Annotated in this window: 22 protein-coding genes; 20 read left to right on the forward strand and 2 right to left on the reverse strand. The window is 48.1% G+C overall.

Going from position 1 to position 25,942, the window contains the following annotated elements; translation table 11 throughout:
- Window positions 1-135: 135 nt before the first annotated feature.
- The 5 genes from gpAD87_RS04880 to gpAD87_RS04900 all read left to right on the forward strand — a co-directional run bounded on the left by gpAD87_RS04880 (window position 136) and on the right by gpAD87_RS04900 (window position 3,544).
- Window positions 136-573 (forward strand): YlbF family regulator, encoded by a 438-nt coding sequence (locus tag gpAD87_RS04880; RefSeq protein WP_063565590.1) that lies wholly within the window; start codon window positions 136-138, stop codon window positions 571-573.
- Between the two features lie 80 nt (window positions 574-653).
- Window positions 654-917, forward strand: a complete 264-nt coding sequence (locus tag gpAD87_RS04885) for a YlbG family protein (RefSeq protein WP_063565591.1) — start codon at window positions 654-656, stop codon at window positions 915-917.
- 217 nt (window positions 918-1,134) lie between these two features.
- Window positions 1,135-1,572, forward strand: a complete 438-nt coding sequence (locus tag gpAD87_RS04890; RefSeq protein ID WP_063565592.1) for a hypothetical protein — start codon at window positions 1,135-1,137, stop codon at window positions 1,570-1,572.
- Between the two features lie 131 nt (window positions 1,573-1,703).
- On the forward strand, window positions 1,704-2,621 hold the full coding sequence (locus gpAD87_RS04895) for a selenium metabolism-associated LysR family transcriptional regulator (protein WP_063565593.1): 918 nt from the start codon (window positions 1,704-1,706) through the stop codon (window positions 2,619-2,621).
- Between the two features lie 62 nt (window positions 2,622-2,683).
- A complete protein-coding gene (locus tag gpAD87_RS04900) occupies window positions 2,684-3,544 on the forward strand; it encodes a PHP domain-containing protein (RefSeq protein WP_064636598.1) in 861 nt (286 codons plus the stop codon).
- A gap of 158 nt (window positions 3,545-3,702) precedes the next feature.
- Here gpAD87_RS04900 and gpAD87_RS04905 read toward each other — a convergent pair whose 3' ends face one another.
- Together gpAD87_RS04905 and gpAD87_RS04910 are read right to left on the reverse strand one after the other, a co-directional pair.
- Window positions 3,703-4,149, reverse strand: coding sequence for a GNAT family N-acetyltransferase (locus gpAD87_RS04905; RefSeq protein ID WP_064636600.1), 447 nt, complete (start codon window positions 4,147-4,149; stop codon window positions 3,703-3,705).
- Between the two features lie 196 nt (window positions 4,150-4,345).
- On the reverse strand, window positions 4,346-6,112 hold the full coding sequence (locus tag gpAD87_RS04910; protein WP_064636602.1) for an Rqc2 family fibronectin-binding protein: 1,767 nt from the start codon (window positions 6,110-6,112) through the stop codon (window positions 4,346-4,348).
- Between the two features lie 316 nt (window positions 6,113-6,428).
- On the opposite strand from gpAD87_RS04910, the gene gpAD87_RS04915 reads away from it, so the two are divergent.
- The 15 genes from gpAD87_RS04915 to pknB all read left to right on the forward strand — a co-directional run bounded on the left by gpAD87_RS04915 (window position 6,429) and on the right by pknB (window position 25,886).
- On the forward strand, window positions 6,429-9,293 hold the full coding sequence (locus gpAD87_RS04915) for a cation-translocating P-type ATPase (protein WP_064636603.1): 2,865 nt from the start codon (window positions 6,429-6,431) through the stop codon (window positions 9,291-9,293).
- A 184-nt stretch (window positions 9,294-9,477) separates the two neighbouring features.
- Window positions 9,478-10,311, forward strand: a complete 834-nt coding sequence (dapF, locus tag gpAD87_RS04920; protein WP_064636605.1) for a diaminopimelate epimerase — start codon at window positions 9,478-9,480, stop codon at window positions 10,309-10,311.
- A gap of 176 nt (window positions 10,312-10,487) precedes the next feature.
- Window positions 10,488-12,377, forward strand: a complete 1,890-nt coding sequence (locus gpAD87_RS04925; protein ID WP_064636607.1) for a bifunctional homocysteine S-methyltransferase/methylenetetrahydrofolate reductase — start codon at window positions 10,488-10,490, stop codon at window positions 12,375-12,377.
- Between the two features lie 19 nt (window positions 12,378-12,396).
- Window positions 12,397-13,296 (forward strand): YicC/YloC family endoribonuclease, encoded by a 900-nt coding sequence (locus gpAD87_RS04930; RefSeq protein WP_064636609.1) that lies wholly within the window; start codon window positions 12,397-12,399, stop codon window positions 13,294-13,296.
- Between the two features lie 51 nt (window positions 13,297-13,347).
- A complete protein-coding gene (gene remA / locus gpAD87_RS04935; RefSeq protein WP_006209218.1) occupies window positions 13,348-13,608 on the forward strand; it encodes an extracellular matrix/biofilm regulator RemA in 261 nt (86 codons plus the stop codon).
- Window positions 13,609-13,621: 13 nt separating this feature from the next.
- Window positions 13,622-14,194 (forward strand): guanylate kinase, encoded by a 573-nt coding sequence (gene gmk, locus gpAD87_RS04940; RefSeq protein WP_024631121.1) that lies wholly within the window; start codon window positions 13,622-13,624, stop codon window positions 14,192-14,194.
- A 154-nt stretch (window positions 14,195-14,348) separates the two neighbouring features.
- Window positions 14,349-14,564, forward strand: coding sequence for a DNA-directed RNA polymerase subunit omega (gene rpoZ / locus gpAD87_RS04945; protein WP_024631120.1), 216 nt, complete (start codon window positions 14,349-14,351; stop codon window positions 14,562-14,564).
- 120 nt (window positions 14,565-14,684) lie between these two features.
- Window positions 14,685-15,920, forward strand: coding sequence for a bifunctional phosphopantothenoylcysteine decarboxylase/phosphopantothenate--cysteine ligase CoaBC (gene coaBC, locus gpAD87_RS04950; RefSeq protein WP_063565601.1), 1,236 nt, complete (start codon window positions 14,685-14,687; stop codon window positions 15,918-15,920).
- 1 nt (window position 15,921) lies between these two features.
- Window positions 15,922-18,471 carry a primosomal protein N' gene (gene priA / locus gpAD87_RS04955; RefSeq protein ID WP_064636611.1) on the forward strand — a complete coding sequence of 850 codons (2,550 nt, stop codon included), beginning with the start codon at window positions 15,922-15,924 and terminating at the stop codon, window positions 18,469-18,471.
- Between the two features lie 181 nt (window positions 18,472-18,652).
- Window positions 18,653-19,141 carry a peptide deformylase gene (gene def / locus gpAD87_RS04960; protein WP_024631117.1) on the forward strand — a complete coding sequence of 163 codons (489 nt, stop codon included), beginning with the start codon at window positions 18,653-18,655 and terminating at the stop codon, window positions 19,139-19,141.
- Between the two features lie 12 nt (window positions 19,142-19,153).
- Window positions 19,154-20,107 (forward strand): methionyl-tRNA formyltransferase, encoded by a 954-nt coding sequence (gene fmt / locus gpAD87_RS04965; RefSeq protein ID WP_063565603.1) that lies wholly within the window; start codon window positions 19,154-19,156, stop codon window positions 20,105-20,107.
- Complete coding sequence (gene rsmB, locus gpAD87_RS04970; protein ID WP_082935005.1) at window positions 20,104-21,624, forward strand: 16S rRNA (cytosine(967)-C(5))-methyltransferase RsmB; 1,521 nt, start codon at window positions 20,104-20,106, stop codon at window positions 21,622-21,624. Before fmt ends, rsmB begins: the two co-directional genes overlap by 4 nt.
- 230 nt (window positions 21,625-21,854) lie before the next feature.
- Complete coding sequence (rlmN, locus tag gpAD87_RS04975; protein ID WP_063565754.1) at window positions 21,855-22,895, forward strand: 23S rRNA (adenine(2503)-C(2))-methyltransferase RlmN; 1,041 nt, start codon at window positions 21,855-21,857, stop codon at window positions 22,893-22,895.
- A gap of 7 nt (window positions 22,896-22,902) precedes the next feature.
- The gene (locus gpAD87_RS04980; RefSeq protein ID WP_064636613.1) at window positions 22,903-23,679 is read left to right on the forward strand and encodes a Stp1/IreP family PP2C-type Ser/Thr phosphatase; all 777 of its coding nucleotides are present in this window, start codon (window positions 22,903-22,905) and stop codon (window positions 23,677-23,679) included.
- Entirely contained in the window at window positions 23,676-25,886 is a 2,211-nt protein-coding gene (pknB, locus tag gpAD87_RS04985; RefSeq protein WP_064636615.1) for a Stk1 family PASTA domain-containing Ser/Thr kinase, read from the forward strand. Before gpAD87_RS04980 ends, pknB begins: the two co-directional genes overlap by 4 nt.
- Window positions 25,887-25,942 lie beyond the last annotated feature (56 nt).

The raw sequence follows: 25,942 nt of genomic DNA on the forward strand, positions 1-25,942 counted from the left end.
TCGACTTTGCCAAAGCAGATCGCCTGTTCCCTTTATTTCTATTTGCAGGAAAAACTCTTCTTAACTTTTCGGGGATATGATATGATGAAGTAGTCTACGTTAAGTAGAACTTTATATATAGATAGGATGAATTTCATGAGCGTAGCGGAAATGAACACGGTCGATATGGCCCAAGTGTTAACGGGCGCATATGAACTGGGCGACATGATTAACCAATCAGCCGAAGTATCGGATTATTTATATTGGAAGCAGCAAGTGGAGACGAGCCCTGAAATTCAGGCGGGGATACGCAAGCTGGAAGCCAAAAAGGAACTATTCGAAGAAACCCAGCGTTTTGGGCATTTTCACCCGGACTATCACGCCGCAAAAGATCAGGTTCAGGCTTTAGAGCTTGAATTGGAACATTTCGAGGCGGTAGCCCGCTTCAAACAGGCGGAGAAAGCATTGGACGATATGTTGTTCCAGATGTCGGAGACGATTGCATTCGCCGTGTCAACGACGATCAAGGTACCGAGCAATGATCCCAATCCGAAGGGCGGCTGCGGTAGCGGAGGCAAGTGTGGTTGTAGCTAAGATTTGATAAGAACATAAATTTATGACAGACCGGACCTTTCCGAGGATCCGGTCTCCATTATAGAAAGGCGGGGAAAATGATGTTTGCGGAAAGGACAGGATTCATTATATGGGTCAGTGATTTAAAAGCGGCTCGTAATCTCGAAAAGTATGGTACCGTTCATTACATCTCCCGCCGTATGCATTATGTCGTCATGTATGTTAATGCAGAGCGGGCTGAAGATACGATGAAAAATGTGAACAGACTTTCCTATGTGCGCAAGGTTGAACGTTCCTACCGGAATGAGATTAAAACAGAGTATGCTAGCAAAACGATGGACAAAACGAGTTTTTACGGGATATAACAAAAATGGTTTGGGAATGTACAGTGAACTTATTGCCACTGTACATTTCGAAACGATTAACCAGAGGGGCCCTTCGGGGCCGCTCTTTTATTGAATTAGGCATAAACTGGATTTTGTGAAAAAATCTGAAGTTACGCCTTGAGGTTGCGGGACTTATGTTGTAATATATTGGGTAAATAAATAGATAGAAAGTCCTATCTGGTGGAGAGTGATTCCCATGCGTGATAAGGTGATGCAACGTTGGAGCACGTACGAGCCTTTTTTCGTGGCTCTTGGAGACAAAAAAGTGGCCGACATCGTCATTACCAATCATGCCAAGATGCGGTATGCAGACCGTATTGAGCCGGCACGTAATGATGATGACCATATTGCGGCATGGTTATGGGAGTGTCTGAAGCAGGACCGTATTACACCATACTACCGTAATGAGCAGGATGTTTACCTGATCGACGAAGATTTGGTCGTGGTTGCTGAATTTTCTGAACTTGAAGGGGAATATGACATTGCTGGCAATCCGCTTCATAAGATGATTGTTGTTACGTTTCTGGGGAAAATGTCCGAGACGATTGAACTGCGGGATTTAAAATCGTATTATTCTTGGCTAAGACATTCAAGACGAATGACTCTTGTCAAGAACAGTCGCAAGCATAAGTAAGTTTGGAATAATCCATATTTTCGAATTGATAGATTCAGGTTACATCGCATGCAGACAAGCTGCATGCTTTTTTTGTTGGAATTCACGAAATCGGCTACAATGGGGAAAGCGTACAGAAGAGGGGCGAAGATATGAATTTTCATCAATTGCATATTTTTTATACCGTAGCAGAGAAGGGAAGTTTTTCAGCGGCTGCGCAAGCACTACATATGACACAACCTGCGGTGACGATGCAGATTCAATCGCTTGAGGATTATTTTGGGACCAAGCTGCTGCATCGTTCTACCAAGAAAATAGAATTATCCGAGGCGGGTCGGACATTACTGCCTCATGCCAAACGCAGTGTAGAATTGGTCAGACAGACAGATGAGGCGATGTCCGCGTTTACACAGATGCTGCAAGGCAGATTGCAGCTTGGGGCAAGTTTGACGATTGGTGAGTATGTGTTGCCACGAATGCTGGGCCCTTTTGCTCGCCAATACCCGGATATCTCGATCGTTATGAAAGTGATGAATACGACGCAAATTATGGACGATATCTTGAAACATCAGCTTAACTTTGGACTGATTGAAGCGCCAGTAAACCACCCGGATATGATTGTAGAGCCGGTCATGCAGGATGAATTGAAGCTGATTGTTCCGGCAGGGCATGCTCTGGCAGATCGTGGGGAAGTAGAGCTTGAAGATGTGCTGAACTACGCGTTTGTGTTGCGGGAAAAAGGCTCGGGTACCCGTCAGGTGATGGAAGATCAGTTGCAGAAGAGAAATATAGATCCACAGGATATGAATGTGGTGATGGAACTTGGCAGTACAGGTGCTGTGAAATCCGCCGTAGAAGCGGGTGTGGGTATCACCATGTTATCCCCGTCGTCCGTTCAGCATGAGCTGGCCCTTGGACTGGTTCATATCGTGGATATTCGTGGGCTTGAGTTCAAACGACAATTCTACGCTATACATCTGAAATCTTCATTGCTTCCCTTGTCAGCAGTAGCTTTCCTGAATTATTTGCGTCAGCATGAGCAGACAACATCAGAAGGACGAGCGGAATAAGAGGGTCATATTAATTTAAATCCATTCTGTTACTCACTAGATATAAGAAGGAGCTGTTGTTCATGAATCAAATTAATGGACGTTGTGATCTTCATACGCATAGCCAAGCGTCGGACGGAATGCAGCCACCTGCCGAGAATGTGAAGCTCGCCAAACAAAGAGGACTGTCTGCGGTGGCGCTGACAGATCACGATACAGTAGCTGGTGTAGCCGAGGCACAGCGGGCTGGCCGTGAGTATGGGATTGACGTTGTGGCAGGGGTAGAGATCAGTACCTGCGCGGGCGGCAAGGATATTCATGTGCTGGGGTATTATGTGAATACAGAAGATGAGAAATTTCTGGAGCGACTGCGCGGGCTTCGGGAGGCGAGAGAAGAACGCAATCATCTGATCATTGCCAAACTGCAGGAGCTTGGACTCGAAATTAGCTGGCAGGAGGTCATTGATGGCCTTGGCCGACCGCTGGAGCCGGATGAAAGCATCGGTAGACCTCATATGGCCGATGTGTTGGTACGAAAAGGATATGCCGCTGATATGAAGGATGCATTCAATCGTTATCTGGCTGAAGGCCAACCGGGCTATGTATCGGTTCCCCGAGTTGCACCGGAAGATGCATGCCAGTGGATTAAAGATGCGGATGGTGCTGCTGTTATTGCCCATCCTGGTTTATACAGAGACGACGAATTGGTTCGTCGCATTCTGGTGGACGCCCATCCTGACGGTATTGAAGTGGTTCATTCGGATCATGGACCAGAAGAGGAGCGCAGATATGCGGAGTTGGCACGGGAATTTGGGCTCATTCAAACAGGTGGTTCGGATTACCATGGTGTAAGACAAGGGGTGGTTTTCCACGGGGATCTGGGAAGCAAAACCGTAACCGTTGATGTGCTCGATAAACTCCGGGCTGCAGCCGGAAAGTCTTGATTGGGAAACTTTCTTCATATGTTGTATGAGACTGGGGTATAAGGGATCGGTTGTCATCGTGCTAAAATTGAATATGAAAAAAAGAAAGGACATAGAGATGGGGTGAGCGTTAGTCGCTAGCCATGTCTCTATGTCCTTTTTGATTGCCTATAATTAGGCTAGGTGATGGAATAATTCACCCATGTGCCGCGAGCAGCTCCAAGGCGTTCAAATAACTGCTGTGCCCGCTCGTTGGTTGCTGCTGTGATCCAGGACATGTAAGCACATCCGTGTTCACGTGTATACTGCTGACAATGTTCAAACAGTTTGGCCTCGGCTTCGCCTTCTCTCCAAGCTTCCGTCACAAACAAGTCATTCATAATGGCAACGCGGTTTGCCTTCATGGTGCTGTAGGTAAAATAGAGTGTAGCGAATCCGATGAGTTCACCGTCCTGCTCTGCAACGAATTGAACACCTATCTGCTGATCAAGCAAGTTTTTGATTAAAAGCTCGATTGCCTGATCACCAGGCCAGGGGTTGTTATAAAAGCCGACGACATACTCGTGCATTAATGCACTCAGTGGTAGTACATCATTAGGCTGAGTTGCTCTGATATTTAGCGTCATGGGACACATCCTTAGAAGTTTATTTATAGAATCCACAATTGAATTATTATACATTAAACTGAATTTATATTCAAAATAAAACAATAATCTGAATCACCAACTTAAGTCCATGGTTAATTGAGAAACAAAAAATCCCCCGAACAGTCTTTTGTTCCGGGGGATTTTACGTTGCCTAACAGGATTGAAAGCAAGCATCTTATCCATTTTTGATCGTGGATGGCAAACTTTTAACCAGTTCTTCGTTCGGCGTCACAAACAGGGTCTTCTGATGGTCATAAATGACAAAGCCTGGTTTGGAGCCACTTGGCTTGCGTACATGTCGGATAAATGTGTAGTCCACCGGCACGCTGCTGGATTCTTTGGCCTGACTGAAGTAAGCCGCGAGTTGTGCAGCTTCCTCCAGGGTTGCTTCGCCAAAGTCTGTGCTGCGAATGACGACATGTGAACCCGGGATGTCTTTGGTATGCAACCAAGTGTCATTGGAAGAAGCCAGACGGTTGGTGACGTACTCATTTTGCAGGTTGTTTTTGCCTACGAGAAGTTCAATTCCCTCTGAAGAAGTAAACTGATGCACTGTAGGGCGGTCGTTTTTCTTTTTCTTTTTGCCTTTTTTGTTGCGGTCGCGAAGATACCCCTGTTGCACAAGCTCATCGCGAATTTCCTCGATGTCGTTCATGGATGCGATAGACAGTTGCTGGAGCAGATTGTCGAGATAGTCGATCTCGTCTTTTGTTTTTCCAAGCTGCTCATGAATAACAGCCAGACTGTTCTTATATTTGTTATATCGTTTGAAATAACGTTGTGCGTTGTCAGACGGTGTAAGTAATGGGTCAAGTTGAATGGTAATGTTCGCTTGATCTTCATCATAGAAGTTCACAAGCTCCACACTTTTGTCCCCTTTACTAACCTGATGCAGGGAGGCAAACAACAGCTCACCCCATAATCTGAATTTATCCGCGTCGTCGGCTTCCAGCAGATCCTTGTTCAGGTTGTCCAGCTTTTTGATGTTTTTGCTGCGCTCATTTTGCAGAAAACGTAGCAGATCGCTCACTCTTTGCTTGACCGTATCCCGCTCGGCCTTGTCTCCGTAATAATCTTCCATACACTTGCTCATCGTGTCATAGGTTTTCTCTGCGTCCTGAATGCTCTGAAGCTGAACGGCTGAGAAAATCATTTTGCCTTTAGCATTTAGCCCAGTCACAGGCGTATAACTATTATCTCTTACTGGCCCCATGATGGACTCAAAAGCATTCCACAGTGCATCGGCTTCGATTCGAGCCTCACCTTCACTTGCAGCTTGATCGTCACCTTGATTAGCAGATACCCGAGAGGTAATCTCTCCTGCGATCAGCGGACTAAGACCGCTGAATGAATTCACCAGCCAGCGAGAGGCCTCTTCTTCAGCAGCAGTATAGCTATTTTGGAATTCAGTGCTGCTCACTTCCAGCGGATTGCTTTTATGCTGCTCTGGTGGCTCGGTGTACGAAAATCCAGGCATAATGACCCGGTAACTACTGATGGACGGGGTTACGTGATGAATTCCATCCAGAATCGTTCCCGTAATCGGATCGACCAAAACAATATTACTGTGACGCCCCATCAGTTCAATGATGATCCGTTTGACCGAAACATCACCCAGTTCATCGCGCTGACGCACGTCGATATGAATAATCCGCTCCATACCAATCTGACGAATCTCCTCAATGATCGCACCCTCGCAGTGCTTACGCAGCAGCATGCAGAACATGGGAGCTTCGGTAGGGTTAACAAACGTTTTTTCGGTAAAATGCACACGCGGATATGTCGGGCTTGCCGAAATAAGCAATTTGCTATTTCCACGCTGAGCACGGAGGGTCAGTACAACATCATGGCCGTTAGGTTGATGTATTTTGCTGATGCGTCCGCCCTTGCAGCCTTGCAGTTCATGTACGATAGCTCGTGTTACGATGCCGTCCAATGCCATTTTTTTTCAACGTCCTCTCTATCTATAACTGAAATGAACACCGGGATATGTAAAAAAGAACCCGTTGCAGATTCGTATTCGTTTGTGTAACAAAAAAATCGGATTGCTACTGCGTATATAACCACAGACCTTTATTTTAGCTTATTCTGCCCATCAGGGAAAGGATTCGCCATCGGGTGCTAATTAGGGTCCTGTCCGAATACATATAGAGCAGGTAGTTTGTCCGGCATCGCGTACAACCTGTTGATTAGCATAGCCGGTGTAGTATGTGTGACGTTTTACAGAGGAAATACAGACTGGGAGGGAATTTTGAAGCATGGAACATACCAAGTGGCACCAACTTAGCGTTGAAGAGCTTCGTAACACTCTTGGCGTCAGTCTTGAGGAAGGATTAACCGAAGAGACTGCAACCGAAAAGAGGAAGACCGCCGGTTCGAATGAGCTGAGCGAAGGAAAGCGCATATCTCCAATTACATTATTGCTTAATCAATTTAAGGATTTTATGGTTCTGGTGTTGATGGGGGCCACACTGGTGTCCGGATTGCTTGGAGAATACTTGGATGCTGTAACGATTGTTGCCATCATTGTGCTTAATGCCATTCTTGGTTTTGTACAGGAATTCCGGGCGGAGCGTTCCCTTCGTGCATTGAAACAATTGTCTGCCCCACTGGCCAAAGTGTTAAGGTCGGGTCAGGAAGCTCATCTTGCAGCCAAACTTCTGGTGCCAGGGGATATCGTGCTTGTGGAGAGCGGTGATCGTATACCTGCCGATGTACGCTGGCTGTCCACGAACAGCCTCGATGTGGAGGAATCTGCACTTACTGGGGAATCGGTTCCTGTAAGCAAACATTGCCATCCCATAGCTGCGGAGGATGTGCCGCTAGGAGATCAGAAGAATATTGGATTCATGGGAACAATGGTCACTCGTGGTACCGCCAAGGGCGTTGTGGTCCGGACGGGCATGGATACCGAGATGGGCAAAATCGCCGACCTGATCCAGAATACGGAGGAACAGGAAACACCGCTGCAACACAGGCTGGAACAGCTGGGTAAAATTTTGATTTTTGTGGCGCTCGGATTAACCGTCATGGTTGTTGTTGCAGGTATTTTGCATGGACAACCGGCAGTAGGCATGTTTCTGGCAGGCGTCAGCCTTGCAGTAGCCGCCATACCAGAAGGCTTGCCAGCGATTGTAACGATTGCGCTAGCTCTGGGCGTACAGCGTATGATCAAGCGAAAAGCGATTGTGCGCAAGCTTCCCTCCGTCGAAACCCTTGGTTGTGCCTCGGTCATCTGTTCGGATAAAACGGGTACGTTGACCCAGAACAAGATGACGGTTACGGACGTGTGGCTGGAGGGACGCAGCATCAAGGTCACCGGGGATGGTTATGCACCGGAAGGACAGATGCTGGAGAATGGTCGTACCTTGGAACTGAAGAGTGACCAGACATTGCGGAGAATGCTTCAGATCAGCGCACTATGTAATAATGCCAGTATTATCGAGAGTGTTGGAGATGAGATGCGGAATAAAAAGAAAGGCAAAGAGACAAATAAGGATAATAAGAAAGAAGCGAAGAAAGGTACAAAGAAAGATCATGTTAATGAAGCGGTCAAGGAAAACAGCGTGGTATGGGAGCTGAAAGGCGACCCTACGGAAGGGGCGCTTGTAACACTGGCCTCCAAAATGGGACTTACCCCCGCTGGCCTCAAAGAGTTATATGCACGTGAGCAGGAGTTCCCGTTTGACTCTGACCGGAAGCGGATGTCTGTCTTGGTTCACCATCAGGGTGGGCGGATGGTCTACACCAAGGGTGCACCAGATGTACTGATTGGGCAATGCAGCTACATTTTGTGGGAAGGCAATGTTGTACCTTTCACAGGAACGCTGCGGCAGAAAGTCATGGCGGCGAACGAGAATATGGCGGGTTCTGCACTGCGGGTTCTCGGGATGGCTTACCGCGATGTACGGCCGAATGAAAAAGTAGAGAATGAACATGCTGCCGAGAGCCAACTCGTTTTTGTCGGGCTTGCAGGCATGATTGATCCACCGCGGCGTGAGGCACGGGATGCAATTGCGACTTGTCGCAGAGCAGGCATACGTACCGTTATGATTACGGGCGATCATGGTACGACGGCAGAGGCTATCGCCCAACAGTTAGGTATTCTTCCACGGGGTGGGGCTTCACTTAGCGGACAACAATTGGCGGGTATGACGGACGAGCAGCTGGATAAACAGGTAGAGGGCATTTACGTATTCTCACGAGTATCGCCTGAGCACAAACTACGGATTGTAAAATCATTGCAGCGCAAAGGACATGTCGTAGCGATGACTGGAGATGGCGTGAACGACGCACCAGCCATTAAAGCAGCAGACATCGGTATTGCGATGGGAATAACAGGCACGGATGTGACGAAGGAAGCATCGGCGTTAATTCTGAGTGACGATAATTTCTCTACTATAGTAGCTGCAATTGAAGAAGGGCGTAATATTTATGAGAACATCCGCAAGTTTATCCGGTATTTGCTAGCATCCAATGTTGGCGAGATTTTAACGATGTTTTTCGCGATGATGATGGGACTGCCTTTGCCACTCGTGCCGATCCAGATTCTGTGGGTCAACCTGGTGACGGATGGATTGCCAGCGATGGCACTTGGTGTGGATCAGCCGGAAAAAGATCTGATGGAACACAAGCCGCGTGGCGCCAAGGAAAATATTTTTGCCAGACGATTGGGTTGGAAAATTGTCAGTCGGGGTGTATTGATCGGGCTTTGTACACTCGGGGCGTTCTGGCTTACCCTACAGGCCGCGCCAGATCAACCGGGTCAGCTCATTAAAGCTCAATCTGTTGCCTTTGCTACTCTCGTTTTGGCACAGCTCATTCATGTATTTGACTGCCGTAGTTCACGCTCCATTTTCCACCGCAATCCATTGCAGAACAAGTACCTGGTATTTGCAGTTATTTCATCCATCGTGCTGATGCTGGCGGTCATGTATGTAGAGCCGTTGCAGCCTATCTTCAAAACAGTACCACTGGGTATGCGTGAATGGGCCATTTCCATCGTTGCCGCAGGTATTCCAACCTTCCTGATGGGAGTGGGCAGCGTGTGGGGAGGTCGTCGCAACCGTCGCCGCATGGGCCCAGGCCGCTTCGTACCGAAAAGTACAAAGTTTTCGGCATAAAATCAATAGCAATTGCTTATCGTTTTCGTTATGCTATCCTCAAAATGATTCGAGGCGAGATTCCTCGGCATTTTGCAGGATAGCTTTTTTTATTGGAAATGTTGGATATGAATATCCAGGGTATCCTGTAGAGAAGCAAGAATAACGCTTTGGCAGTAGACTGCCAAAAGGAGTGGGCAAGGTTATGGAATTTACAAAAATGCACGGACTCGGCAACGATTTTATTGTTGTGTTTGGAGAACAACAGCTTCCGGCTGATGCAGCAGAATTGGCTGTAAAATGGTGCAACCGTTTCTTCGGTATCGGTGCGGATGGCCTGGTTTATATACTGCCTTCAGAGAAGGCGGATTTTCAGATGCGCATCATGAACTCGGACGGCTCGGAAGCAGAGCAATGTGGCAATGCCATACGCTGTGTATCCAAATATGTATATGATCATGGTCATGTGACCCAAGAACAGATTACGATTGAAACCATTGGTGCGGGTGTACAACCCGTAAGCTTGAACATTCGTGATGGTAAAGTGCAAACCGTTCGAGTGGATATGGGAGAGCCCATCCTGAATGGACTTCAGGTTCCAACGACTGTCGATGCCAATCCGGTGGTGGATCATTCCATTGAAGCCAATGGACAGGAGTTCAAATTTACGGCTGTCTCCATGGGTAATCCTCATGCAGTCATCTATGTGGATGATGCTGTGAATTTCGATCTATCGACATGGGGGCCACTACTTGAGGTTCATCCCATGTTCCCGAAAAAAATCAATGTAGAGTTCGCAACGGTTCGCGATCGCGGCTATGTGGACATGCGTGTGTGGGAACGCGGTGCTGGACCAACACTTGCTTGTGGAACCGGAGCTTGCGCAACACTGGTATCATCCGTTCTGAACGGACATACGGATCGCACAGCGGTGATCAGCCTCAAGGGTGGCGATCTTCATATTGAGTGGAACGAAGCAGACAACCACGTGTACATGACTGGACCTGCTGAAGTTGTTTTCAAGGGAGTCACTTCGTAAAGAATACGTTTAAATGAGGAGGCCTTGGGGCCTCTTTTTTTGCAGTTATATGAATTCCTACTAGTCCAGAGGGTTATAGAAACTGAATTTCACGAAAAACCTGTGTTTTTCTTCGTTTTCAGATGTTTTTTGTGTTACATTAGTATGAAATGATCAGTCAGGCGGGGGGAAAAGGGATGAAGGCGGATTTACGCAGTGTAATGCAGGAACGGGTCCTCATAGGGGATGGGGCGATGGGAACTTTCCTGTATCAGATGGGATTCCCGGTAGGGATTTCTTATGAAGAGTTGAACTTGATATCACCTGAAGTGGTGGCAGATGTGCATCGTCGTTACCGCGATGCAGGTACGGAAATTCATGAAACCAATACGTACTCTGCCAATTACGATAAGTTGTCTAAGTTTGGTCTGGAGTCCAAGGTCGAGGATGTCAACCGTGCCGGTGTACGTATCGCCAAAGAAGTAGCTGGCGCAAACGGTTATGTTCTGGGCGCGGTTGGCTCCATTCGTGGAGGAAAGCGGACCAACGTATCAACAAGTGAATTGAAGCGTTTCTATCAGCAACAGATTTTTGCACTGCTCGAAGAAGGAGTGGACGGCATTCTGCTCGAAACCTTCTATGATATCGAGGAAATGGATATCGCCCTCCTGCAGGCTCGCAAGCTGAGTGATCTGCCCGTGATTGGACAGTTCGCTGTTGAGGATGTAGGGCACACACTGGATGGATATACGATGCCAGAAGCTTTCCGAATCATGCGTGAGCAAGGGGCTGACGTCATTGGTTTCAACTGCCGTTCCGGTCCAAACGGAATTATGCGGGCGATGGAGACGGTGTCAGGCCGTATCGGTGTCCCAATGTCTGTTTACCCGAATGCGGGTGCAGCGGATTACGTCGATGGTCAGTTCCGTTATGGAGCGTCCCCGGAATACTTCGGACAGACGGCAGTGCAATTCGCTGATCTGGGCGCACGTATCATCGGAGGCTGCTGTGGTACAACACCTGATCATATCGCCGCAATCGCCCAGGCTCTTGTTGAATACACACCTGTTCCAATACTGGAACCTGATCCATCCGAGTCGAAACCGCGTATTATCCTGCATGAGAATGTAGATGAACGGTCTGGACGGGGTGGGCAGCCTACGATTGTGGATCTGGTCAAACAACGTCATACGGTCATCGTCGAACTTGACCCACCGCGTGATCTCGACATTGCGAAGTTTATGAAAGGTGCCGAGACATTGAAAGCAGCAGGTGCAGATGCGTTAACATTGGCTGATAATTCCCTAGCGGTTACCCGGATGAGTAATATGGCTCTCGGCCATCTTGTTCAGGACCGTACAGGATTGCGCCCACTGGTGCATATTGCATGTCGTGACCGGAATCTGATCGGGACACAATCGCACATGATGGGATTTGATGCTCTAGGCATTAATCATGTACTCGCTGTAACAGGTGACCCTGCACGATTTGGAGACTTGCCCGGATCAAGCTCGGTATACGATCTGACTTCTTTTGAAATTATACGTATGATCAAGCAGTTGAACGATGGCGTATCCTTCTCCGGTAAACCGCTCAAGCAGAAGGCGGGATTTGTTATTGGTGCCGCATTCAACCCGAATGTGAAACATTTGGATAAGGCTGTACAGCGTCTTGAGAAAAAGATTGCTTCCGGAGCCGATTATATTATGACGCAGCCGATATACGATCCTGAACTAATTGTAGCCATGCATGAAGCGACCAAGCATCTGGATGTGCCGATCTTTGTAGGGGTAATGCCGTTAGCTAGCGGCCGAAATGCAGAATATCTGCATAATGAGGTTCCGGGTATTCAGCTGTCGGATGAAGTGCGTTCCCGGATGGCTGGTCTCGAAGGTGAAGAAGGTCGAGCAATGGGTGTGAAGATCGCTAAGGAGCTTCTGGATGTAGCAACAAAACATTTCAAAGGAATCTATTTAATGACTCCATTTATGTTCTATAGTATGACGGCCGAACTGACCCAATATGTGTGGGAGAAGTCGGAGCATCAATGTCCTACTTGTTTCAACCCTAATAATCAATTACAATAGTGTAACGGATGTGATGCCGATGTCATTCAGTATGACCGGATACGGTCAATCCGCCTTTCATTTTGGAGGCTATAAGGTACAATTGGAAATCAAGTCTGTCAACCATCGTTATTGCGAAGTGATGATGCGTCTCCCGAGAGAGTGGACGTGTTATGAAGACGGATTGAGGAAAAAGGTACAGAGCCGCTTAAAACGTGGGCGGATTGATGTTTATGTAATGAAAGAAAAAGATGAAGACCAGGCTCTTCCCGCTGTTCTGAATGAGCAGGCGGTCAGGGCCTATCTTCAGGCCGCAGAGCAATTGGAAAGCCGCTATGGTATGCAGGGCAAACCGAGTATTATGGATATGCTGGCACTTCCAGATGTCATGGTTCATTCGGATGGGACGAGTTCGCTTCCGGAAGAGCAGAAGGACGAATGGGAGCGTGTCCTGCAGCAGGGGTTGGAAGAGGCTTTATCCGGTCTGGAGCAGATGCGCGCCCGCGAGGGTCTTCATCTGGCCAGTGATCTGGAACGACGTGTCAGTCGTCTGGAATCACTGCATACCGAGATGCTTGCTCTTGCGCCGACTGTGGTGAGTGATCATCGCAACAAGTTAAGACAAAGGCTTACGGAAATGCAGGAAGAAGGCTCTTTCCCTTTTGACGAGCATAAATTAGGTATGGAAATTGCTATGTTTGCCGATCGTTCTAACATAGAGGAAGAGCTTACGCGTCTACAGAGTCACTTTGGACAGAGCAGGGAACTGCTGAAAAGTGATGAGCCAGTAGGCCGCAAGTTGGACTTTCTTATTCAGGAGATGAATAGGGAAGTCAATACGATTGGATCAAAAGCCAACCATTTGGCTCTGGTGAACCGTGTTGTCGAGATGAAGGCGGAACTGGAGAAAATTCGTGAGCAAGCGGCGAATATCGAATGAACGGTCATATTTCGGCAAAAGAGTCGCATGTATAGGGGGAAGAACCTGATTATGGCAATCAAACTCATTAACATTGGATTCGGTAACATCGTATCGGCGAACCGGATTATATCCATCGTGAGTCCGGAATCGGCGCCGATCAAGAGAATTATACAAGAGGCAAGAGACCGTCATATGCTGATAGACGCAACATACGGAAGACGTACTCGTGCCGTGATTATTACGGATAGCGATCATGTCATTCTGTCTGCGGTTCAGCCAGAAACGGTCGCCCATCGTCTTTCTTCGAAAGATGATGACAACGACGAATAAAATGGAGTGTAATATGTCTAAGGGATTACTGGTAGTGTTGTCCGGCCCATCTGGGGTCGGGAAGGGTACAGTATGCAGCGCTTTGCGCAAACGGGTGCCGGAATTGATTTATTCTGTATCGGCAACGACTCGTCAGCCACGTCTGGGTGAGGAACATGGCGTCAATTATTTCTTCAGAAGCCATGAAGAATTCCTGAACATGATTGCTGAAGATCAATTGTTGGAACACGCAGAATATGTAGGGAACTATTACGGAACACCGCGTGATTTTGTGGAGAAAACGATTAACGAAGGCCGGGACATCATTCTTGAGATTGAAGTTCAAGGCGCGTTGAAAGTGAAAGAAAAGTTCCCGGAAGGGATCTTTGTATTTCTGTTGCCTCCTTCATTGGACGAGCTTAAAGATCGCATTCAGGGCCGTGGTACGGAAAGTCAGGCGACGATTGATCACCGGATGTCCGTCGCGGTAGATGAGATCAGTCTGCTGGAGCAGTACGATTACGCTGTCGTTAATGATGAAATTGATTTAGCGTGTAAACGAATAGAAAGCATCATTATCGCCGAACATTGTAAGATCAATAAATAATCCATTTGCCGCCGCAAAATGCGATAATCAGTGGAGCTGCTGTCATAGGATATATGAGAGTAGCTCCAGTCTGGTTAACGTATCCAGCGGTGCACCATGATTCCGTCAGGCGACGAATTGTGATTATACTAATGCAAAGAGGTGTTTTGTAAATATGCTGTATCCTTCTATTGATGAAATGATGAACAAAGTCGACAGCAAGTATTCCCTTGTTGTTGCCGCTTCCCGCCGGGCAAGACAGCTTCGTGAAGGTGAGAAAACGGATTTGAGAAATGCCAGATCCCATAAACAGGTTGGCGTTGCACTTGAAGAAATTTATGGTGATCTGCTCGTTGTCATCAAAGGACAGGACGAAGAGGAAGAAGAGTAAGCCGCCTGCGGCTGCTCTTCAACTGCATACGGCGCAAGCCGGATTTATTTGACAACCGCGAGGTTGTTATTTTTTTCTCTATTCATCCTTATAAAGGTCGTATATATCGGGGGGATAACCATGTTGAACGGTAAAAAAATCGTGCTTGGTGTGACTGGCGGCATAGCCGCATACAAGGCGGCTACATTATGCAGCAGGCTGGTGCAAAAAGGAGCGGACGTTCATGTCATTATGACGAATTCCGCGAAACAGTTTATTACCGAATTAACGCTGCAAACCTTGACCCGAAATGTAGTATATAGTGATACATTTGATGAGCGGGAGCCTTCGGTCGTCTCGCATATTCATCTGGCTGATATGGCCGATCTTGTGTTGGTTGCTCCGGCAACAGCCAATGTGATTGCCAAAATGGCACATGGGATGGCAGATGATATGCTCTCAACAACCTTGCTTGCAACCACTGCTCCGGTGATGATTGCGCCAGCGATGAATGTACATATGTATGATCATCCGGCGGTACAGCATAATATGTGCCTGTTAACCGAGCGCGGAACCATGATGATTGAACCGGGTGAAGGTCAACTGGCATGTGGGTATGTGGGTAAAGGACGGTTGGAAGAACCAGAGACGATTGTAGATGTGGTGGAACGTTTTTTTGAACAGCAGGAATCTGTTAAACGGGAACGTAATGAACAGCTTTCTTTGTTGAGCGGGAAGAAGGTTGTGGTCACTGCAGGAGGTACCATAGAACGCATTGATCCGGTAAGGTATATTACCAATGATTCCTCAGGGAAAATGGGTTTTGCCATTGCAGCGACAGCGCGTGATCTGGGGGCAGATGTGACTTTGGTTATGGGGAATACCCAGGTTCAGCCACCGGCGAATGTACAGGTGATCCCGGTGCAGTCAGCGCAGGATATGTATGATGCGGTAGTAAGCCAATGGGATAATGCAGATATCGTGGTTAAGGCCGCAGCTGTTGCGGATTATCGCCCCAAGGAAGTGTACACAGAGAAAATCAAGAAGAAAGGCGATACATTATCGCTTGAACTTATTAAAAATATAGATATTCTTGAAACGCTGGGTAAGCAGAAGAGCCATCAATTTTTGATTGGTTTTGCTGCGGAGACAAATTCATTAGAAATGTATGCACGTGAGAAACTGGAACGGAAAAACTGTGATCTGATCGTAGCCAATGATGTCACCCAGGCGGGTGCCGGATTTGGAACAGATACCAACGCGGTGCACATCTATGACCGTGAAGGTTTGGTGGAAGAGCTTCAGGTGGTGGCCAAGGAAGAGGTGGCTCGCCGGTTGCTTTCGATTGCGGCGGAGCGCATTGCCGGGAGGAATTAATATGGAGATCGCCAAGGTTATTGTCGATGTTCCTGTGAAGGAAACGGACCGGCCGTTTGATTATCTGGTGCCGGAATCCATGCGTGAATGGATTGAGATTGGCAGCAGGGTAGGTGTGCCTTTTGGTCATCGGACGGTGCAGGGTTTCGTGATTGATCTGGTGCCTCGCACGGGTACGGAGAAATTCAAACTCAAACCGATTCAGGAATTGCTGGATATCGTTCCGCCGTTGTCAGAAGATTTGGTTGAATTGGCCGAATGGATGAGTGAACGTTATGCCAGCAACCGCATTTTGTCTTTGCAGGTGATGGTACCGACTGCGCTAAAAGGGAAAGCAGAACGGTATATCTCCCTTGGAGATGCGCTGGATGGACAAATGGCAAGTTCGGCGTCAGGCGAAGAAGTTCTTTTTGTGTGGGGAGAAGAGTCGACTTCAGAAAAGGTGCAGCAAGACATTATTCGTTTTGTGAAGAGTCGTGGGCAGGTTCCCTTACAACAACTGAGTCGTAAATACCCCAATCATGCTGTGCTGATCAAGAAGTTATTACTCAGTGGTGTCCTGCTGGAAAGCCAGGCAATTAAGGACAAGCTGAATAAAAAAACGATGAAATCCATTGACCTTGCTGTTGATGTAGCGGCTGCGGAAGAGGCATTGAATTCATTCCCGGCAAAGGCACAACGGCAGAAGGAAGTTTTGGCTTTCTTGCTGGAAATGAAAGAACTGTTGCCGATGGCGATGAAAGAATTACTGTCCACACTTCAGGTATCAGCGGCTACAGTCAAAGGTCTGGAGGAGAAAGGGCTGGTTGTAACGGAGGACGTCGAAGTCTTTCGTGACCCTTATCAAGGCCGTAAGTTCCGTGCGACCGAGCCATTGAATCTGACCGAAGAGCAGCAGCATGTCTATAACAATATTAATGGTCGATTGCAGGAAAGGCGCCATGGCGTCTTTTTGCTTCATGGTGTAACAGGCAGTGGTAAGACGGAAGTATATCTCCAGACCATTCAGCGCTGTATTGAACAGGATCGACAGGCAATTGTGCTTGTACCCGAGATTGCATTGACCCCGCAGATGGTTGAGCGTTTTAAAGGACGTTTTGGTGATCAGGTTGCCGTGATGCACAGTCGTCTGTCTGGTGGAGAGCGTTATGATGAGTGGCGCAAAATTCGGGAAGGTCAGGTGAAAGTTGCCATTGGCGCCCGTTCAGCAGTCTTTGCTCCGTTTAGTCGTCTTGGTCTGATCATTATGGACGAGGAGCACGAGACTTCATATAAACAGGAAGAAACCCCGAAATATCATGCCCGTGATGTAGCGGTAAAAAGAGCACAGCAGCATCAGGCGGTCGTTGTCCTGGGTTCAGCGACACCTTCGCTGGAAAGTTACTATGCTGCCCGTTCACAGAGCAATGATGATTTTGCACCACTTTTGTTGGAGATGCCTACCCGCGCACTTGGTAATAAGCTGCCGGAGGTACGGATTGTTGATATGCGCGAAGAGTTGAAGGACGGAAATCGCTCGATGTTCAGCCGCGCCTTGCACAAAGGATTGGAAGAGCGGTTGGAACGCGGGGAACAGACCGTGCTTCTGCTGAATCGACGTGGCTATTCCACCTTTGTGATGTGTCGCAGTTGTGGATACGTTGCAGGCTGTCCCGAGTGTGATATTTCATTAACCTATCATCAGCGCTCCAATAATCTTCGTTGTCACTATTGTGGATATGCGGAAGCAGCACCAGAAGTGTGCCCGGATTGCGGCAGTGAGCATATTCGATATTTTGGTACAGGTACGCAGCGGGTAGAGGAAGAATTGGCGAAGCTGTTCCCGGGTATTCGCGTCATTCGGATGGACGTGGATACAACGAGCGAAAAAGGTTCGCATGAGAAGTTGTTGAAGCAGTTTCGTGAGAAAAAGGCAGACGTATTGTTGGGTACCCAGATGGTTGCCAAAGGGCTTGATTTTCCTGATGTCACCTTGGTTGGAGTCATCACAGCAGACTCGGCACTTAATTTGCCAGATTTTCGGGCTGCCGAAAAAACATTTCAGCTGCTCACCCAGGTGGCGGGCCGTGCAGGTCGACATCAACTGCCGGGCGAGGTGTTCGTTCAGTCCTATACACCAGAGCACTATTCGATTGGGCATGCGAGCCAGCATGACTATGTTTCGTTTGTCCGGGAGGAATTATTGCATCGGCGCAATTTGCAGTACCCGCCTTACTGTCGCCTGATTTTGGTGACCTTCTCACATGAGCAGCTTCCGGTACTGATCCGGCTGGCTGAGAACTACACACGAATACTGAAAGAAAAGGCAAATGCTGCTGGCTGGTTAGGCAGTTTGGATCGTTTCAGCAATGATGCCTTTGACGTGCTTGGCCCGGTAGCCTCACCAATTCCTCGGATCAAGAATAGATACAGATTCCAATGTATGATAAAATGGCGGGGGGATGTCGACGCCATTGGACTGGCGCTCGCGACGGCCCGGCGCATGGACGACGATGTTCAGGCGCAAAAACTGCAAATTAGTCTGGATGTAGACCCGCAAATGTTAATGTGAGCATTTGTATTAAAATGCGGATGTAAACAAGCGGTATAAACATAGATTAAAAACAACATGAATGATGGCTCGATCTTAAAATCAGTTTTTGATACCTGCTACATAGCAGAAAATCAGTACTATTTTTGAAATGAGCCTGATGTCCTGAAATTATGATGAGGATTAGGAAGGTGCTTACAACATGTCGATTCGTATTATCGTGAAAGAACCGGATGAGGTACTACACAAAAGAGCTAAAGAAGTAACTAAAGTTACACCTAATGTACAGAAACTGCTGGATGATATGGCAGATACAATGTATGACGCTGAAGGCGTAGGTTTGGCTGCACCACAGGTTGGTATTTTGAAACGGCTTATTGTGATCGATTGCGGAGATGAGCAGGGGCTGATCAAGATGATCAATCCGGAGATTATTTCGAGTGAGGGCGAGCAATTTGGACCCGAAGGCTGCTTGAGTATCCCTGGCATTAACGGTGATGTGCGTCGTTTTGAGACGGTTACAGTCAAAGGGCTGGACCGCGAAGGCAAGGAACTGATTATTACGGGCAGCGGATTGTTGTCACGCGCATTCCAACATGAGATTGACCATTTGGATGGCGTGCTCTTTACGGATATTGCTGAAAAAGTGTACGAAATTGCAGCCGATCAAACCGGTCCGCGTCGTAACTAAGGAGTGATCGATTTGAATATTGTTTTTATGGGAACGCCTGAATTTGCAGTTCCATCTCTCGATATGCTTATTGCCGAGGGATATAACGTGGTTGGGGTAGTGACACAGCCGGATAAACCACAGGGACGTAAAAAGGTGCTTACACCAACACCAGTCAAGGCTGCGGCAGAACGCCACGGCCTGCCTGTATTTCAACCAGTGAAACTGCGTGCTCCAGAAGCTGTAGCCCGATTGGCTGAATGGAAACCGGATCTGATTGTGACTGCGGCTTTTGGGCAGATTCTGCCCAAGGCTGTGCTGGATATGCCTGTTCGTGGTTGTGTGAACGTGCATGGCTCTCTTTTGCCAAAATATCGCGGTGGTGCCCCGATTCAACGCTCCATTATTAATGGAGAGCCAGTGACGGGAGTTACGCTGATGTTTATGGCGGAAGGCTTGGATACGGGAGATATGATCTCACGTGTGGAAGTGGCGATTACGGATGAAGATACATCAGGATCCATGTTTGTAAAGCTCAGCGAAGCGGGTTCCAAATTGCTTCAGGAAGAAATGCCGCGGCTTGTTGCTGGCGAAACAACGGCTGTCCCACAGGATGAAGCCGAGGCTTCGTATGCACGTAATCTGACTCGGGATGACGAGAAGATGGACTGGAATCGCACGTCGCGTGAATTGTTCAATCAGATTCGCGGTCTTGTGCCGTTCTCGGGTGCATTTACGATGTGGGATGATCAGGTCTTCAAGGTCTGGGCAGCAGCAAATCCGAAGCAGGCGGATGTACTCTCGTCTTCGGATGCTGGACAAGCTGAGCCGGGAACGGTGTTACAATTGGGCAAAAACGGCATTGAAGTTCGCACAGGTGACGGTTCTCTCTGGCTTACTGAGGTTCAGCCCGCGGGCAAAAAAGTAATGCAAGCTGCTGACTTTGCCCGTGGTGGTACCCTGAAACCAGGAACGGTGCTGCAATGAGCGGAAATACACCGGGCCGTCCATCAGGAAATGGTCATAAAGTCGCAGGAAATGCATCCGGGCGCGGAGGAAACCAACGTCGTCCGAACACAGGAAAACCGGGTCGTGCAGGAAATTCATTTGCATCCCCATCTTCGGCAAATGGTGCCTCACGTTCCGAACGGCCCAAAACATCTGCTCGTGCACTCGCCGTAAAGGTACTGAGCGCCGTTGAGCAAGAAGGAGCTTACAGCAACCTTGAGCTGAACCGGCGTCTGAAAGAGGCCGAGCTAAGTCCGGCAGATGCCGGACTGGCTACAGAATTAGTCTATGGTACGATCGCGAGACGGAATACCCTTGATTATTATCTGGAACGCTATGTAGCCAAAGGTGTATCCAAGCTGCAACCTTGGGTTCGCAGCCTGCTGCGCATCAGCGTGTACCAGATGTTATATCTGGACCGTATTCCAGAACACGCGGTAGTGAGTGAAGCCGTCAATTTGGCTAAGAAATTGGGTCATCAGGGCATCTCCGGTATGGTGAATGGCGTTCTGCGGAACATGATTCGCAATCGTGATGAGCTGCGCATCCCTGAACATCTACCCGCTGCTGAACGTATCTCACTGGAACATTCTCACCCGCTGTGGATGGTCGAACGCTGGATCAGTCAATATGGCGAAGAGACAGCGGAAGCGATCTGTCGTGCAAATAATGAACCGCCTGCGGTTAGTGTTCGTGTGAACACGACAATGACTACACGTGAGAAACTGATGCAAGAGATGGTGAGCATGGGGGCGATCGTGGAACCTTCCCGACTTAGTCCAGACGGTATTCTCGTTCGCAGTGGTGGCAACATGGCTCTTACGTCCTGGTATCGGGATGGCTTGCTGTCCGTTCAAGATGAAAGTTCCATGCTTGTAGCCGAGGCAGTTGGGCCTGAAGAAGGTCAGACTGTATTGGACTGTTGTGCAGCTCCCGGCGGAAAGACAGCCCATATGGCTGAGAAAATGCAGGACCGTGGACGGATTGTGGCCAATGATGTACATGCTCACAAACGTCAGTTGATCATGGATCAGGCAGATCGTCTGGGACTCAGCTGCATTGATGCTGTGACAGGTGATGCGCTTGATCTGGATGCGCGTTATCCGGAGGCATCATTTGACCGTATTCTGCTGGATGCGCCATGTTCCGGTCTAGGTGTTATTCGCCGCAAGCCGGATGTCAAATGGACCAAAACTGTGGAAGATATCCACGATATCTCCAATTTGCAACGTGAACTGTTGGATCGGGTTGCACCGCTATTAAAGCCAGGTGGTATTCTGGTGTATAGTACGTGTACAATCGAGCCTGCGGAGAACGAGCATAGAGTTGCTGACTTTTTGGACCGGCATCCGGAATACAAGGCGGCTGAAGAGTCTGCCTGGTCTGGTCTGGAAACAGCCGAGTGGAAGGTTGTGAACGGTGGCGTGCAGATCCTGCCACAGTACGCTCACAGTGACGGATTTTTCATTGCCAGGTTGACAAGGATAGCGGATTAACAGTTTAATAGAGCACTGAAGGATAGCCGCCGAGGGGAACTTCGGCGGATTTCTTTGTGATTAGCCTCAAGGTTTAACATCAGTAAAAAGTGATGATAGGGTGCGATGCAGGCACTGAGGTGTTATAATGCATGAAGTACAGGCATCAAGGGTATACATGGATGTAAAGTGGTCTTTGTGATAGAATAGGAAGAATGAAAAGAAAAGAAGGAATAGGTGTTGACAACAAAATGAAACCTTTTATATATGATTATTCCCTGGAGGAGCTGCAACAGTGGGCTGTTGAGAACGGGGAGCCGGCTTTTCGCGGTGGTCAGATCTTCGACTGGATTTATGTGAAACGTGTGAATGATTTCAGTGAAATGACGAACCTGTCCAAAGCGCTGCGTGAAAAGCTGACTGAACAATTTGAATTCGTTACACTTACTGAAATTACGAAATTTGAATCCAAGGATGGAACGGTGAAATTCCTGTTCGGTCTGCATGATGATCATGCGATCGAAACAGTTATCATGAAGCACAACTATGGTAACAGCATCTGTGTAACAACACAGGTTGGCTGCCGAATTGGTTGCACGTTCTGTGCATCCACGCTGGGCGGACTGAAACGTAACCTTACGGCTGGGGAAATTGTCGCTCAGGTTGTGCAAGCCCAGAAAATTTTGGACGAACGCGGTGAGCGGGTCAGCAGCATCGTAATCATGGGTTCAGGTGAACCTTTTGAGAACTATGAAGCAACAATGACGTTCCTGCGTATCATGATTCACGAAAAAGGGCTGAATATCGGTCAGCGCCATATCACGGTGTCCACAAGTGGAATCGTACCGAACATTTACAAGTTTGCAGATGAAGATACACAGATTAACCTGGCGATCTCCATCCATGCGCCAAATGATGCATTGCGTTCCAAATTGATGCCAGTAAACCGCCGTTTTCCTTTTGAGGATGTAATGGAGTCGTTGCGTTATTACTTGGCGAAAACGGGTCGCAGAATTACGTTTGAGTACGCACTTATCGGTGGTGTGAATGATCAGCCGGAACATGCGGCAGAACTGGCAAGCGTGCTTAAGAACATGCTGTGCCACGTGAACCTGATTCCGGTCAACCATGTACCTGAGCGCAAGTACGTAAGAACATCCAGAAGCGACATTTTTAATTTTCAGAAGATTCTCTCGGAGCAGGGTGTTAATGTAACCATTCGTCGTGAACAGGGACATGATATTGCTGCCGCTTGCGGTCAGCTTCGTGCAAAGCATATGGAGTTGAGGTGAGAACGTTTTGATCAAAACAGTTCATGTGAGCCATATCGGACGGGTGCGTTCGGTGAATGAAGATTCAGCCTGGATTCGAAATCTCGATACAGGTTATATTCTGGGTATTGTTGCCGATGGTATGGGCGGACATCTTGCAGGAGATACTGCGAGCCGCCTGGCGGTAGAGACGTTGGTGCAGGATCTGGGAACGCTTGAGCCGGGTCTTTCACATGCGTCTTTGTCAGCCGCATTGAGCGATGCTATTTTGCATGCCAACGAAGTGATCTTCCGCACTGCATCTTCGGATGATAATTACCATAACATGGGAACTACCGTGGTTGCGGCATTATTGAATGATACGGAAGGTGTTATTGGTCACATCGGTGACAGCAGAGCATACAAAATTGCAAACAAAAATGTAATCCAGTTGACCGAGGACCATACACTGGTCAATGAATTGTTCAAAAATGGTCAGATCAGCAAAGAAGATGTCTCTCATCATCCGCGTCGCAATGTGCTGACACGTGCACTTGGCACAGACGCGGAAGTGAAGGTGGATCTGGATACCGTCAAATTGGAAGAAGGCGAAGTTCTTCTCCTGTGCAGTGATGGGCTTAGTAATCTGGTCAGCAATGAGCAGATCATTCAGGTCGCAGGTAATCTGGAACTGGCATTGGAAGATCGTGCGGATCGCTTGCTTCAGCTGGCTTTGCTTGCTGGAGGAGATGACAATATCACGGTGGCATTATTCGAACTGCAAAAGGAAGGTTCCGTGATATCGGAAACGGGGTGTGAGTCATGATTGGGCACCAGCTAGGCGGACGCTATGAAGTGATCGAGCGTGTCGGCGGTGGCGGCATGGCTCTTGTGTATAAGGCCCAGGACCTGTTGCTCAACCGGAACGTTGCCATCAAAGTGTTACGGCAGCAATTTGTTCATGACGAAGAGTTTATCCGCCGTTTCCGCAGAGAAGCACAATCAGCAGCTTCGCTGTCACATCCTAACGTAGTTAGTGTTTATGATGTAGGGCAGGAAGATGACGTTCATTATATTGTCATGGAATATGTTGAAGGCAAAAACCTGAATGAAATTATTAAAGAACGGGCGCCTCTGCAGGTGGACGAGGCCGTTCGAATCGCCTCCCAGATTGCAGATGCTCTCGATCATGCACATCATAATCAGATCATTCATCGGGATATCAAACCCCATAATATATTGATTGGTCGTAATGGCCGTGTGAAAGTAACGGATTTCGGGATTGCCCGTGCGGTTACGTCCACAACGATTACTCAGACCGGCTCAGTGGTCGGTTCCGTACATTACTTCTCACCTGAGCATGCCAAAGGCATCGTGACTGGGGAGAAGTCGGACTTATATTCTCTTGGTATTGTACTCTATCAAATGCTGACTGGGCAGCTTCCGTTTCTGGGAGAGAGTCCAATTAGCGTTGCTTTGAAGCATTTGCAGGAAGAGTTTGATGAACCGCGCAAATTCAATCCGCTTATCCCGCAAAGCGTGGAGAACGTTATTCTGAAATCCATGCGTAAAAACCCGCAGGAGCGTTACCAATCCGCTAAAGAAATGCAGACGGATCTGGAAACCTGCCTGATGCCGGAAAGACGTAATGAAACGAAGATTGATTTTCCGGATGAGGATGATATCGATCAGACCCGCGTTATGCCGGCGATTAAGCCGGAGCCACGTGGAGTTACATCCACAGGTGCTATACCCGTGATGGAGTCTGACCAAGATAACAACAATGGCAAACCCAAAACAAAGAACTGGAAGAAGCCAGCGCTGCTGATCTCGTTGACCGTGCTTATTCTTATCGCCATGGTTGGAGTTGTGTGGTACGTGAAAGGCATGCTTGTTGTGCCCGATGTTAAGGTGCCCAATGTTGTGAGTCAGACCGAAGAAAAGGCACGCCAAATGTTACAGGACAACGGGCTTGTTGTCAGTGATAATGTCATCCGGGAGTACAAGGAAGGCGTTGATCCGGGTATTGTGTTCGAACAGAGCAGGAATGAAGGCGATATTGTCAAAGAAGGCTCTGAGGTCCAGCTGAGTGTTGGTGCCGAAAAAGCACTGTCCAAGATGATTGATCTCAAAGATCTTTCATACGATGAGGCGGTCAAACAACTCACCGGACTGGATATCAAAGAGGATCAGATTCAGCGTAAGGAAGAATTTTCAAATGATAAATCTGCGGGGACGGTTCTATCCCAAACACCTGGGGTGAATGTAGAATACGATCCGGCAGAGGTTCAAATTGTTCTGACAGTGAGCAAAGGCTCCGAAACAATAAAAATGCCGGACTTGAAAAACCATACTCGAAGTGAGGCGGAGAGTATGCTCAAATCCGCTGGGTTAATCCTTGCTCAGGTTCAGGAAGAGTCGAGCTACACCGTAGATAAAGGCAAAGTGACACAGCAATGGCCTGTAGAAGCCGGTGCAGACGTGAATCCTGGTGACAAAATTACCATTTTCATTAGTACAGGATATCCGCCAGAGGCATTGAACTACCCCTATAACATTAACGTTTCGCCAAAAGAAGTAGGAAAGAGCAGCAAAATTCGAATTACTTTCGAAGATGCTCGTGGCAAAAGTCAGGAATGGGGAACCCGGACAATCAAGTCTGCTCAAACGCTGACAATTCCGCTTATTCTGGCTCCAAACGTCGACGGTGTTGTCTCTGTCTACCGGGATGGCCAATTCTTGGATACGTATCTGGTGTCCTATAGTGATGCCAAAAACGGAACGGTAGTTATGCCTACCATTGAGCCCGAGAAGGGTGCAGAGCCCCCTCCAACAACGGAGGAGCCTGAACAAGGCGGTGGTGGTGATGATGAAGGCACCGTGGATACGAATCAGGAAGGTGAACCGGATACACCTGTTGAGGGTGAAGGGGAAAATGGCGAGGCAGATACTTCTGCGATGAAGAACGGAAATGGTCTCGCCAAGGGAAAAGATAAGAAAAAGGAAGTCGTTAACGCATCAAGCCGTCCATAAGGGCGGCTTATTGCCGACGTTCAGGGTAAATGTACTGTAAATTAAAGGAGGGCGAC

The sequence above is a fragment of the Paenibacillus sp. AD87 genome (assembly GCF_001659845.1).
GTDB classification, from domain to species: Bacteria; Bacillota; Bacilli; order Paenibacillales; family Paenibacillaceae; genus Paenibacillus; species Paenibacillus marchantiae.